Source organism: Paenibacillus sp. N3/727 (assembly GCF_022637315.1).
GTDB classification, from domain to species: Bacteria; Bacillota; Bacilli; order Paenibacillales; family Paenibacillaceae; genus Paenibacillus_AQ; species Paenibacillus_AQ uliginis.
The window spans coordinates 4,102,966-4,115,901 of record NZ_CP093336.1 but is presented as its reverse complement, the minus strand read 5'-3'; the positions used below and the strand labels follow the sequence as shown (position 1 = coordinate 4,115,901).

Annotated in this window: 13 protein-coding genes; 12 read left to right on the top strand and 1 reads right to left on the bottom strand. The window is 45.7% G+C overall.

What is annotated here, in order from left to right:
* Positions 1-176: 176 nt before the first annotated feature.
* The 7 genes from MNQ98_RS18900 (at position 177) to MNQ98_RS18870 (ending at position 7,688) form a co-directional block, all read left to right on the top strand.
* A complete protein-coding gene (locus tag MNQ98_RS18900) occupies positions 177-815 on the top strand; it encodes an SGNH/GDSL hydrolase family protein (protein WP_241929650.1) in 639 nt (212 codons plus the stop codon).
* A gap of 242 nt (positions 816-1,057) precedes the next feature.
* Entirely contained in the window at positions 1,058-2,092 is a 1,035-nt protein-coding gene (locus MNQ98_RS18895; protein ID WP_241929649.1) for an ABC transporter substrate-binding protein, read from the top strand.
* 57 nt (positions 2,093-2,149) lie between these two features.
* The gene (locus MNQ98_RS18890; RefSeq protein WP_241929648.1) at positions 2,150-3,067 is read left to right on the top strand and encodes an ABC transporter permease; all 918 of its coding nucleotides are present in this window, start codon (positions 2,150-2,152) and stop codon (positions 3,065-3,067) included.
* Positions 3,067-3,861 (top strand): ABC transporter ATP-binding protein, encoded by a 795-nt coding sequence (locus MNQ98_RS18885; protein WP_241929647.1) that lies wholly within the window; start codon positions 3,067-3,069, stop codon positions 3,859-3,861. Before MNQ98_RS18890 ends, MNQ98_RS18885 begins: the two co-directional genes overlap by 1 nt.
* A gap of 164 nt (positions 3,862-4,025) precedes the next feature.
* Positions 4,026-5,249, top strand: coding sequence for a CynX/NimT family MFS transporter (locus MNQ98_RS18880; protein WP_241929646.1), 1,224 nt, complete (start codon positions 4,026-4,028; stop codon positions 5,247-5,249).
* A gap of 157 nt (positions 5,250-5,406) precedes the next feature.
* Complete coding sequence (gene chrA / locus MNQ98_RS18875) at positions 5,407-6,621, top strand: chromate efflux transporter (RefSeq protein ID WP_241929645.1); 1,215 nt, start codon at positions 5,407-5,409, stop codon at positions 6,619-6,621.
* A 149-nt stretch (positions 6,622-6,770) separates the two neighbouring features.
* Positions 6,771-7,688: an NAD(P)/FAD-dependent oxidoreductase gene (locus MNQ98_RS18870; RefSeq protein WP_241929644.1), complete on the top strand. Its 918-nt coding sequence runs from the start codon at positions 6,771-6,773 to the stop codon at positions 7,686-7,688.
* Between the two features lie 130 nt (positions 7,689-7,818).
* Here the strand turns inward: MNQ98_RS18870 and MNQ98_RS18865 are convergent, their stop codons facing one another.
* Positions 7,819-8,118 carry a hypothetical protein gene (locus tag MNQ98_RS18865; protein WP_241929643.1) on the bottom strand — a complete coding sequence of 100 codons (300 nt, stop codon included), beginning with the start codon at positions 8,116-8,118 and terminating at the stop codon, positions 7,819-7,821.
* 96 nt (positions 8,119-8,214) lie between these two features.
* Here MNQ98_RS18865 and MNQ98_RS18860 point away from each other — a divergent pair, with 96 nt between their 5' ends.
* The 5 genes from MNQ98_RS18860 (at position 8,215) to MNQ98_RS18840 (ending at position 12,934) form a co-directional block, all read left to right on the top strand.
* Positions 8,215-8,574, top strand: a complete 360-nt coding sequence (locus tag MNQ98_RS18860; RefSeq protein WP_241929642.1) for an antibiotic biosynthesis monooxygenase family protein — start codon at positions 8,215-8,217, stop codon at positions 8,572-8,574.
* 33 nt (positions 8,575-8,607) lie between these two features.
* Positions 8,608-9,408, top strand: coding sequence for an alpha/beta fold hydrolase (locus MNQ98_RS18855; RefSeq protein WP_241929641.1), 801 nt, complete (start codon positions 8,608-8,610; stop codon positions 9,406-9,408).
* A 129-nt stretch (positions 9,409-9,537) separates the two neighbouring features.
* Positions 9,538-10,515, top strand: a complete 978-nt coding sequence (locus MNQ98_RS18850) for an AAA family ATPase (RefSeq protein WP_241929640.1) — start codon at positions 9,538-9,540, stop codon at positions 10,513-10,515.
* 11 nt (positions 10,516-10,526) lie between these two features.
* Positions 10,527-11,633, top strand: a complete 1,107-nt coding sequence (locus MNQ98_RS18845) for a DUF58 domain-containing protein (RefSeq protein WP_241929639.1) — start codon at positions 10,527-10,529, stop codon at positions 11,631-11,633.
* On the top strand, positions 11,630-12,934 hold the full coding sequence (locus MNQ98_RS18840; protein WP_241929638.1) for a DUF4129 domain-containing protein: 1,305 nt from the start codon (positions 11,630-11,632) through the stop codon (positions 12,932-12,934). Before MNQ98_RS18845 ends, MNQ98_RS18840 begins: the two co-directional genes overlap by 4 nt.
* Positions 12,935-12,936: the final 2 nt, after the last annotated feature.

The following is a 12,936-nucleotide window of genomic DNA, read 5'->3' as shown; positions in this document are numbered from 1 at the left end:
AGAAAGTTTGGCAGTATTTATGCAGACTTTAAAGGTAATAATATTTCGTCGCAAGGGGGTTGGAAGAGCAGGAAATAGCGTATATGATAGGCTTATGGACTCCCAATGTTACAAGTGAACATTAAATAGGCTAACGTTTCGAGTCGAATTTTTCGTTTCTTGAGGAGTGTGCATAGATGCTACATAAGGATGAAGAAAAGGTATTATTGTTCCAGGGAGACAGCATTACCGATTGCGGCAGGAATTACAGTGATCCCGGAAGTCTTGGAAGCGGTTATGCATTAATGGTTGCAGGTAAGCTTGGTTTGAAGTATCCGGAAAAAAGAATACGCTTTCTTAATCGCGGGATCAGCGGCAATCGTGTAGTTGATTTAAGGTCTCGCTGGGATGAAGATTGTATTAATCTGAACCCTTCGTGGGTATCGATTTTGGTAGGTATTAATGAAGTGGGTTGGAGATACCACCGTGGAGAACCCACTTCAACACAAGCTTACTATGAAGGATACAGAGAGCTTTTGGTCCAAACCCGTGAAAAAACCGGTGCAAAAATCATTCTGATGGAGCCTTTCTTGCTTCCTGTCACCGAAGAGAAGAAGCATTGGCGCGAAGATTTGGATCCAAAGATTCAAGCGGTGCGTGAATTGGCCCGTGAGTTTAATACACTGTATGTACCACTAGACGGGTTGTTCGCGTCAGCAAGTGCACAGCATGATATGACGTATTATGCCCCGGATGGAGTCCATCCTACACCGGCCGGGCACGCTTTAATGGCAGATGGGTGGCTCGCAGCACTTAAAGGTAAATCATTTTTATGAACCGATGATATTATTATTTTTAATGATGAGAGAACATCTTCGGCAGAGCTGAGGATGTTTTTACTTATTTAATCAAAAATCACAATTGACGTAACCTGCAACCTGCATATAAAATATGCATAATAAACCGTTGTTCAAAAATATATTTTTTTGCTTTAACACTTTTATCGATCAAAGCGTTTCAGCGGTGTCGCTTTGTGTCGATCATCAAATGTCTCGATAAAGAGAGGGGTTAATTTCCATTGAAGAAAAAAATGTGGTTATCGTTGACATTGTCCGCGCTATTGCTGACAGCTGCCGGTTGCGGAAGCAAGCCGGATGCAGGTACTCCATCAACCGGCTCCGGTGGCGACACAGAGAAGAAGCAGTTTAAAATTGCGATTTCGCAATATGTTGAGCATCCATCGCTCGATGCTACTCGCGAAGGAATTATGGCAGCGCTTAAAGACGGAGGAATTTCCGAGCCTGACACCTTGAAATTGGACTATAACAATGCTCAAAACGATTCCACCAATAACCTTTCAATCGGGCAAAAGCTGAAGGATTCCAAGAATGACCTGATCATCGCGATTGCTACACCTTCGGCTCAGGTGATTGCAGATAAAGTGAAGGAAACTCCCGTATTATTTGCGGCGGTAACGGATCCGCTTGACGCCAAGCTGGTGAGTGATCTGGAAAAGCCGGGCGGCAACGTCTCCGGAGCATCGGATACGAATCCTGATGCTACGAAACAGCTTATGAAATTTATCAGCACTCATTTTTCTAACGTGAAGAAGGTCGGTCTCATTATAAATGAAGGAGAACCGAACGCTGTGGTTATGTCCAAGACAGCTGAGGAAGCTTTGAAGGAACATGGCATCGAGTTGGTCAAGGCTGCTGTAACGAATACCTCGGAAGTCAAACAAGCTGCGGAGTCGCTTGTTGGCAAGGTGGATGCTTTTTATATAACTCTCGATAATAACGTTGTAAGCGGCGCAGACACGATTATCCAGACGGCTAAAGCCAACAAAATTCCGTTTTTCTCCAGTGACCGGGACACGGTCGAGAAGGGGGCTTTCGCCACAGTAGGATTCAAATATTATGACCATGGGTATCAAGTAGGTCAAATGGCTGTAGAAATACTGAAGAATGGAAAGAAACCGGCGGATATGAATATTACGATCCCGGATAAATTGGATTTGATTCTGAATGCCAAGGCAGCAGCTGATTACGGAATTGAAGTAACAGACGCCATGAAGCAGGAAGTCAAAGACCCGGATAATAACATCATTCAGTAGCAGTAAGGCGCGGACATGACTGCCCGCGCCTTGCTTAATCATATAGGAGGGCATGACATGATTGAATTCCTGAGTAAATTGGATGGTCCCATCGAATTAGGTCTGTTATACGCTCTTATGGCACTTGGCGTGTATATAACATTTAGAATTTTGGATTTCCCTGATTTGACTGTTGATGGCAGCTTTACGATGGGCGGCGCTATTGCTGCAATCCTGATCACAAACGGAGTTTCTCCTTGGCTCGCAACATTAGGCGCTTTCACCGGAGGGATGCTTGCAGGTGCTTGTACCGGCCTACTGCATACAAAAGGGAAAATCAATGGACTATTGTCCGGCATTATTATGATGATTGCTCTCTATTCTATTAACATGAGGATTTTGGGCAAGCCCAATGTATCTCTAAGTGGAGAAAATACAATATTTTCGACACTTGACCCGATCTTACTTATGGCTGTTATTGTGATTGTTGGTAAACTGCTGCTGGATGCATTTTTCCGTACTGATCTCGGTTTATCTTTGCGGGCGACGGGTGACAACAAGCGGATGATCCGAAGCTTTGGGGTGAATACAGATACGACAACGATGTTGGGTTTAAGTCTTTCTAATGGGCTGGTTGCCTTGTCCGGTGCAGCGGTTGCGCAGCAGTCAAGCTTTGCGGATATCGGTGCAGGGATCGGAATGATTGTTATTGGTCTGGCTTCCGTCATTATCGGAGAAGCAATCTTGGGTACAGGTTCTGTATTCCGTACAACAGCAGCGGTTATTATGGGCTCCATTATTTATCGTATTGTGGTATCCGCCGCTTACGAAATTGAATGGCTGGAAGCTTCTGATCTCAAGTTAATCACTGCGGTCATTGTCATTATTGCTCTGGTCGTTCCGACAATTCGCAGATCCATGAAACAGCGGTCTCATGCACGCAAGCGCTCCGCACAGCTACTAGCTCAAGGCAAGACAGAGGGAGGTGCGCTCTGATGTTGCAATTGAATAACGTGTCCAAGCTGTTCAATCCGGGTACCGTGGATGAAAAAATTGCTCTCATGGGCATTCACCTTCATTTAAATCCCGGGGATTTCGTAACCGTCATTGGTAGTAATGGTGCAGGCAAATCCACACTGATGAATATTATTTCCGGAGTGATGAAGCCTGACGCAGGTGAGGTCAGTATTGATGGGAATTCGATCGGTCACCTGCCGGAATTCAGGCGCAGCCGATGGATTGGGCGTGTGTTTCAGGATCCAATGGCTGGTACAGCACCACATATGACGATTGAAGAGAATCTGGCGATGGCCTACCGCCGCGGACAACCTCGTGGATTAAGAATAGGCGTGACTACAGCCAAGCGAAAAATGTTCCGTGAGCAGCTGATGCGACTCGGCATCGGCTTGGAAAACCGTTTGAGAGCAAAGGTCGGCATGCTGTCCGGCGGTGAGCGTCAGGCATTAAGCCTGCTCATGGCGACTTTCACTCAGCCGCAAATTTTGCTGCTGGATGAGCATACCGCTGCGCTTGATCCTGCTCGCGCGGAGCTGATAACCCAGCTAACTGATGACATTGTTCGCGAACTCAAGCTGACAACGCTTATGGTAACGCACAATATGGAGCAGGCGATACGTCTTGGAAATCGTCTGATTATGATGGACAAGGGGCGGATCATCCTCGATGTGAACGAGGAGCGCAAACAGCACTTGACAGTGGAACAACTGTTAGGTGAGTTTGAGCAGATCAGCGGACATAAGTTGTCCGATGACCGTCTTATGCTTGGTTAACTCGGACCGTATTCTGAATCTGCGATAAACCAAGCAATAACAGCATTAACGGAGAACCGCATCGAAAAGATGCGGTTTTTCCTCTTGGTAAGGTGGTTGCTGTATAGCTTACAATTGTGATAAGTTTATTTTTACATATTTATTTAGAGTGAGGAGTTTGTATCATGGCATCAAGTTATACATCCATAGATCCTGACCAACAACAGGAGACACGCAAGTGGCTTCTTTTTGTTGGAATTATTTTAGTTGCGGTTAATTTACGGGCAGGTATTACATCTGTAGGTCCGTTGATTGGAATTATTCGTGATGATACAGGTATATCCAATGCATTGGCAGGAATGCTTACGACACTTCCCCTTCTTGCATTTGCGATTCTGTCTCCGATTGCACCCGGATTAGCCAGAAGATTCGGGATTGAATCTGCACTTCTACTCAGTATGATGGTTTTGACCGTCGGCATCTGGGTACGCTCGATATCATCTCCATGGACTCTGATGCTGGGAACGGCACTTCTCGGCATGGCTATTGCGGTAGGCAATGTTCTGCTTCCAAGTCTCATTAAGAGAGACTTCCCGCGCAGCATCGGTCTGATGACCGGAACCTATTCCATGTCGATGAATATGCTCGCAGCGATTGCCTCAGGAATAAGTATACCTCTGGCTTCACAGCCGAAACTGGGCTGGCAGGGATCGCTCGCGGTGTGGTCGGCATTATCTGTACTGGCAAGCATCGTATGGATCATGCAACGTCGCGGACGAGCTTCCATAAGCAAAGTTAGTTCTGTGTCCAAAGGCGGAAGTGTAATGAAGTCTAAGAAGGCTTGGCAGATCACATTATTTATGGGACTTCAATCTTTCACCTTCTATGTTAATATTTCCTGGCTGCCTGAAATACTACACAGCCAGGGAATGGATTACACTGCTGCGGGATGGATGCTTTCTATTCTGCAATTCGTTAGCTTACCGTTTTCCTTTATTATCCCTGTGCTTGCAGGGCGCAGACCCAATCAGCGTCTTCTTGTGTTGGTCTCTGCAGCATGTATGTTTGCAGGATATGTGGGCCTGTTATCGGGCATACAATCCATGAACTTGCTGTGGGTGATTCTGATCGGCATTTCCGGCGGTGCGAACTTTAGCTTGTCGCTCATGTTCTTCACGCTTCGGACCCGGACGGCGCATGAAGCAGCGGCCTTATCCGGTATGGCCCAGTCTTTAGGTTACCTGCTTGCAGCCGTAGGTCCAATGCTGATCGGCTACATGCATGATTTTACACACGGCTGGAGTGTTCCGTTGATGATCTTGACAGGAATAGTCATCATGTTGTTTATATTCGGTTTCGGTGCGGCAAAACCGGGATATATTTCTGCCGCGACGGAGAAATCAGAATAAATAGCTTATTGAAGATCAAGTACAATTTACGGTTAGCAAGAGAGCAGTCCGCTATGAAGCGACTGCTCTCTTTTTTTACATATAGTTAACACAAACCTGTATCTTATGTTTAGTATTTATTATATTGTGGTTCAAGAAACGGTACAGGAGGGATGAAATGTTCTTAAATCAACCAGAAGAGCTAGAATCGAATTTCTCTAATCCGAGCCAGAGACGCGAATTATGGAGTGTCTGGTGGACCTCATTAAAGCTAGGGATGACCTCATTTGGGGGGCCTATTGCGCACTTGGGGTATTTTCACGAAGTCTATGTAACACGTAAAAAATGGATTGATGATAAATCGTTCGCCGATCTCGTCGCATTATGTCAGTTTCTTCCCGGTCCGGCCAGCAGTCAGGTTGGAATCGGCATTGGTGCCATGCGGGCAGGCATTTGGGGTGCAATTATTGCTTGGGTTGGATTCACCTTACCATCAGTACTGCTGCTCGTTGCCTTTGCCTATATGATACATACCCTGGATGCCAGTGTGTTCGGCTGGCTTCATGGATTGAAACTTGTCGCGGTTGCGGTTGTTGCTCATGCCGTTGCAGGTATGGGCAGCAAGTTGGCTGTTGGACGGCTCAAGGCAAGCATGGCATTTAGTGCGATGGCTGCTGCACTGCTCTGGCAGACCCCTTGGATACAAGTTGCTGTCATTGGAGCTACGGGGATGGTTGGACTAATTCTATTCAGGCAGGAGCAGCCGGTATCCGGTTTGCTCAAGTCTTTTCGGATAGGACACAAGACGGGCATTCTCTGTCTAACTTTGTTTGTTATTTTGCTAGTAGCTCTTCCTACTGCACGCCTGATAAGCGGAAACGAGTGGATTGCCATAGTTGACAGCTTCTACCGTACCGGATCTCTTGTATTTGGCGGTGGACATGTCGTCCTACCACTATTGGAAACAGAGATGATGCTTAACGGTTGGATAAGTAAAGAGGATTTTATAGCGGGGTATGGGGCAACTCAGGCTGTGCCTGGACCATTATTTACGTTTGCCGGTTATTTAGGAGCACTTATAAACGGAGTACCAGGAGCTGTTGTCGCAGTGCTGGCGGTTTTTCTTCCAGGATTTCTATTGGTCATAGGAGCTATGCCTTTCTGGAATCGGTTTAGAAGTAACGTTAGACTGCAGGGAGTTATATCTGGAATGAATGCGGCGGTGGTAGGTATTTTATTCGCTGCACTGTACGATCCCATCTGGAAATCCTCGATTACCTCTCCATCGGAGTTTATCATTGCTGCAGGCTTATTCGTTATGTTGATGTTCTGGAAATCACCACCCTGGATTGTCGTTGTTGTTGGAGCAGCGGCCGGACAATTGTTGCTGTAGGAAACTACCGCTAAATGCGGTCTGTCTTTTATGAGGTACCTCGATAGATGTTTTTATATGTATATGAAATTATGGAAAGAATAGTCGGAGGAGTAAAGAATGATCTTGTTTTGAAAAACAGAATGATTCTCAAAAAGGAAGGTTTTTGCATGAATGATTGTATTATAGTCGGCGGAGGGATTGCCGGTTTACAGGCGGCCATTCAATTAGGTCGCTATAGTGCCCACGATATTCTAGTGATAGACAACGGAAGTGGGCGGTCGACATTATGCCGGAATTATCACAATATATTGGGCTGGCCAGAAGGGATTTCGGGAGAAGAGCTTCGTTCTCTTGGGAGGCAGCAGGCCGAGTCTGTAGGAGTACAATTCGCAAATGACACGGTGAAGAAGGTAGAGGTGAAGAACAGCTCATTTTTGCTTACCGGCGAGAGCGGTAAAGAATACAACGCGAAGACGATCTTGCTTGCCACTGGCCTGACAGATCGCTTTCCAGATATTCCGGGGCTTGTGCCAACGCTGGGCTGTACGGTATACGTATGTCCGGATTGCGACGGTTATGAGGTCCAAAATCGCAAAACTGTCGTACTGGGAGCTGGTAAGTCTGGTGCAGACATGGCTCTTCTTCTACGTGACAGAACCGATGATTTAACGTATATCAACCACGAGAAAACAGCTGTTGATGATGACTTGATTGGGCAGTTAAAGAATAAAGGAATTGCGTATGTGGAGAAGACAATCACGAAGGTGGAATGCCAAGGGGATGGAATGATCCAAGGTGTGAAGCTGGAAGATGGGACGGTGATTTCGGCAGAACGGGGGTTTATCTCTTTTGGCGGAAATAAGGTTCATTCCGAACTAGCAGCGCAGCTCGGAGCGGAGCTTGAGCATAACAAACATGTAAAGGCTGATCCAAGATCCAAGATGACCAACGTAACGAATGTATGGGTCGCAGGCGATCTTGGTGTTCACGCTGAACAGACAACTGTAGCGATGGGTGATGGGGCGACTACTGCGATATGGATTCACAAAGCTTTAAAGGAAATGGACGATGCCGCTACGACTTAAAGTTTGTTAGACTCAAGATAGACAAATTGAAGCGTTTAAGTAATAATATGGATTATAAAACCCACCAAGTTTCATCACCTTGCAGATGATACTTGGTGGGTTTTTAACGTTCTTACCACACGGATGTCATTCAGAGGTTAAAACGACGCACATGACTGTCCAGAGAAGCCTTACGAAGGATCTCGGCCTGTTTAGGGCCAATGAGGTCAAAGTGTGGATAGGGCATGCGGTTATGAATATATATGGGATCGAGGTCATGATCCATACACCATTGTCTCAGGCGGACTAGATCGGAGCATCCGACTTTGGTTACCGTCTTGTACTCTGGAAATCTGGAATCGTACCAATAGTGGGTCAGATATGCGATTTCGCCTCGACTCACCGCTGTTTTCCATTCTTTAAGTTCTTTCTTCGAGATGCCAAATGCCATGCTTGTTTCATCCCCGTTTCAGTATTCTTTCCTATTATATCAGCATATACATGGATACTGCACAAACATATTTCTAGATGAAAGCGGGGGCTCGAAATGATATTAGAAGCAGCCACATTGTATATCAAGCCAGGAGCTATAAACGATTTTGAGAGTGTATTTCGTTCCGCGTACGGTATTATTTCCAAAATGCAAGGTTACCTAGGCCATGAACTGTATAAATGCATCGAGAACAAAGATGAATATATATTGCTGATCCGTTGGAATGCAATTCATGATCGTTCGATCGGACTCCGTCATTCTCCTGAGTATAAGGAATGGAACGCACTACTTCAACCATTCTACGATCCGCAACCTGAAGTGAAACATTATATAGATATTCCTGTAGAGGGAAGGGAATATGAGCGTGAGAAACGGATGAATAAGGATGATCTAGCCGATGAATTGACAGAATGAATTATAATTCGAATAAAGATGGAGTGAGCGACTTTGAGCATTTCGCCAGAAATTTGCAGCATCCAAGGAACTAATTATAGAATGACCGTTAGTGGTCAGGGAGAAACCGTCGTATTTCTGCATGGAGGACACACGAACCTTGATGTTTGGGAAGAACAGATTTCGTTTTTTGCCCGGTATTTCAGAGTTATTGCTTTTGACCAGCGCGGCTATGGACATACAGATATCCCTTCGGAACCTTTTTCTTATGAAGATGATTTAAAGCATATTTTGGACGAGTATATGATTGAGAGAGCGATTCTAATTGGCGCTTCCTTTGGCGGCAGTGTAGCGATTGATTTTGCTCTCACGTATCCTGACAGAGTCAAAGCGCTAGTGCTCGCTGGGCCAGCTGTAAATGGTAACAAGCTACCTCTGAGAATGCGGCTCGAAAGTATTAAGAGTTACGTTGCGGTTAAAAGCAAAGGTATACATACGGCTGCGGATCAATTTGAGCGAAACCGGTACTGGAAGTATTTTATTCCGAAGCAAGCTGACAGAAGAAAAAGATTTATGGATATTTTTCGGACTAACGAAGCTTTCTACACATGGGACTTGAAGTTGAACAAGAGTTTATCCCCTCCAGCAGCAGCCCGAATATCAGAAATCCGTATGCCAACGCTTATTATCGAGCCCGGTGACGATCTGAAATTTAATATAAAAACTTGCCAAAGGCTCCAGAAAGGTATTTCGCAATCAGAATTGGTTCGTCTTCCCCATTGTGGTCATCTTCCAAATTTGGAACGGCCTGATGAATTTAATGAAGCCGTGTATGCCTGGCTTCTGAAGCTATGACTCAAAGCTCCGGTTCCATGATGGAATTGGAGTTTTTTTATAATTTCATATCAACTAGTGATATCGGATAAACAGGTTTTTTAAGCAAGATGCCGAATTTTATACTTGTACAGCAGATCTACATAAGGAGTGGTTCCTATCACAGATTATAATGCAGTTCGCGAGTTGGCCGGACAGGTCCGGAAAAGCGTCGGTAAAGTTATTGTAGGTAAAGAGGATTTGATAGATAAATTGTTTATAGCTTTAGTAACTTCAGGTCATGTCCTACTGGAGGATGTACCAGGCACGGGCAAGACATTGCTAGCTAAATCACTGGCGAAATCGGTCGCTTGCACGTTTAAAAGAGTTCAGTTTACACCCGACCTGCTGCCGTCCGATTTAAGCGGCATTTATTATTTTAACCAGAAGAGTTCCGAGTTTGAATTCCGTCCTGGTCCACTGTTTACTCACATTTTGCTTGCTGATGAAATTAACCGGGCAACACCGCGTACCCAGTCCAGTCTGCTTGAGTGTATGGAGGAACGTCAAATTAGTATCGATGGTGTCACCCACATGCTGGAGAATCCTTTTCTTGTCATTGCTACCCAAAATCCGCTGGAACAACAAGGCACTTTCCCGCTTCCGGAGGCCCAGTTGGACCGTTTCCTGTTTAAGCTCAGTATGGGGTATCCGAGCTCTGAAGAGAGTGTGCATATATTAAAGCGCTTTAAAGAGGCACAGCCGCTTGAACTGCTTACAGCTGCAGCTTCTATCCACGAACTGTTACATGCGAGAGAGACTGCTGCCAAAGTATTTATTAGCGATGATGTGCTGAAATACATCGTGGACCTGGCCGAGCGAACCCGTAAGGATGAACTTGTGGCTTCCGGAGTCAGTCCGAGGGGCTGTCAGGCTCTGCTTAAGGCGGCGCAGGTACAGGCTATTTTGCAGGGACGGGATTTCGTCACACCAGATGACGTTAAGCAGTTGGCACCTGCGGCCTGGGCACATCGCATGCTCCTCCGGGGAACTGCCCATACACGCGGCAGAGTGGGGACTGCAGAAGAGGTAATCCTACGTATTCTGCAGGAGATACCGGTTCCGTCAGAAGAAAGTATCTTACCATAGGAGGAAAACTTATGGGAGCATACTGGATACTTCTTGTTGCAGCCGTTGTCATTGCAATGCAGGCAGGCCTATTTCGACGTCTTGCTCTGAGTAAGATTACATATAACCGATCATTTAAGGTTTCATCATGTTTTGAAGGTGAGGCGCTGGAATTGATTGAAACGATCGAGAACCGCAAGGTTCTTCCTGTACCCTGGCTTCGGGTGGAATCTCAATTCCGGATGGGACTTGTCTTTCGGGGACAACAGAATCTGGACATCAGTGAAGGGCAGTATAACCAGAACCACAAAAGCTTTTTCAGTCTGATGCCATGGACTAAGATCGTCAGAAGACATTACGTGACAGCAGCTCATCGAGGAATTTACCGTTTAGGTACCGTGTCGATGACTTCCGGTGACCTTCTGGGAAGTAACTTCGTTGTGAGGAGCGTTCCTCTTCAAGGTAAGGTGGTAGTTTATCCTGAGCCGTTAGATGTATCTGAAATGAGTTTGCCGGTCCAGACCTGGATGGGAGATATGATCGTTCGAAGATGGATTGTGGAGGATCCGTTTCTTATTTCAGGAATCAGGGAATACCGGGATGGTGATTCTTTGAAAAATATTCATTGGAAGGCCAGTGCCCGGAGCGGATCTCTGCAGGTTCACAGGCGGGATGCAACAGCAGACTGCCGAATAAAACTTTATTTGAACATTGAAGATCATGAACTCATGTGGAGTAAGGCAACCCGGCCAGAACCTGTTGAATACGGGATTCGTTTAGCGGCAGGTGTTGCATCTCATCTTCTGTCGCATGGTATGGAGCTAGGTTTAGGCTCTAACGGAAGTCTTGAAGAAGAGCCCAATGAACTCATTGACATACCCATTTCTGGCGGGAGAGAACAGCTGAACCTTATTTATGAATCACTCGCAAGGTTGGAGTTAAATCGTGCGATCTCTTTTCATGATTATATGGAACAAGAGCTTTATCGTTTGGAGGGATCACATGATATTTTAGTGCTAAGCACGTATGTGAACGATCGTTTGCAGTCCATGTTGAACCGGTTCAAAGAGGAGGGACACCGTGTTCAGGTAACTCTTCTTGAAGAGTCAGGTTTATCAAGGAAGGAGATATTATCATGAAATCCATGCTGCAGGATTTGCCTCGAGCTATTGGGCAGGGAATGGTTGAATGTTTACTGTTTTTTCCGGTATTATACATACCGATGGTGTATCTTCTTCCGAAATCATTTATGATCATATGGTCGGTGGTGCTCATTCTTGGATATGCTGCAGGTTTTGCAGGCAGTCGACAGTTCAATTTAAACACATTTCTAAAATCAGGATTGTGGGCTTGCGTTCTAGCCATTGTGGTATCTATTTCATTGCTTGGTACTTCACTCGCTCTTCTCGTAACCGTTCCCAGTTTAATTGTTGCGTGCTATCGGGGAGCTCGAATGGAACAGATCAGCTGGTTCATCATGTTTCCGGGACAATACTTCTTGATTGGCTTGATCGTATATGGCGTAAGTAGTTTCGTCTTGAGCTTTATTGTTTCATTTAAGCCTTTTTTATCTGTCTTAACACTGGCTGGAGCTTTGGCACTAATCGTTACCTTATTCATTGTGAATCGCAAATCTGTTGAAGAACAGACCCTTCCTGGATCAGAGGTGCCAGTTATTGAGCAGCGTGTGCTCAGGTATAACAGAGGGATGATAATTATTTTGTTGCTGATCATTGGTGTGATCGTTCTTTTCTCACAACTGCAGCAATGGCTGGCTGCGTTAGGAAGAAGCATCGCGTCCTGGATCTCGGGCCTTCTGAGTACATCTCCAGAAGAAAGTGAACCTCTTCAGCAGAATCTTCCGGGAGAGAACAACATGCCTTTCCCCGAAGAAATATCGTCACCGCCTGCATGGATTAAATTCATAGAGCAGCTCGCATTTTACGCTTTTTACATTTTGGCTGCAGCTTTGATTGTATTCCTGCTGTACCGCTTCGCCAAAGCTCTTCCAGGCTTGCTCAGACAAATGTCTGCCTGGCTGAACCGCTTGATGTCTCGCTCGCCGCAGAACGTAGCAGTATTGGGCTACGAGGACGAGGAAATAGAAATCGAGCATGAGAAGGCTAGCAAGCTGTTCAAACGTTTGCTCAAAGGGCTGGGTGTTAACAGACCCTTTCATAAAAACGATGAGTCAGGTGACAATGCGGCAAAAATAAGACAGATATACAGAAGGATACTGACCCGTAAAATACGGGAAGGATACAAATGGCAGCCGTCCCGCACACCAAGAGAAACCGAACAGGATCTGAAAGCATGGAAAGAAGCGGAGGAGTCCATGACAGAAGGTTTTATCAGTCTGTATGAACAAGCCAGATACGGCGATCGCTCGATTCGTGATGATGAGCTACACAACAATCTTAAGAAATTTAATCGTAAATAAGG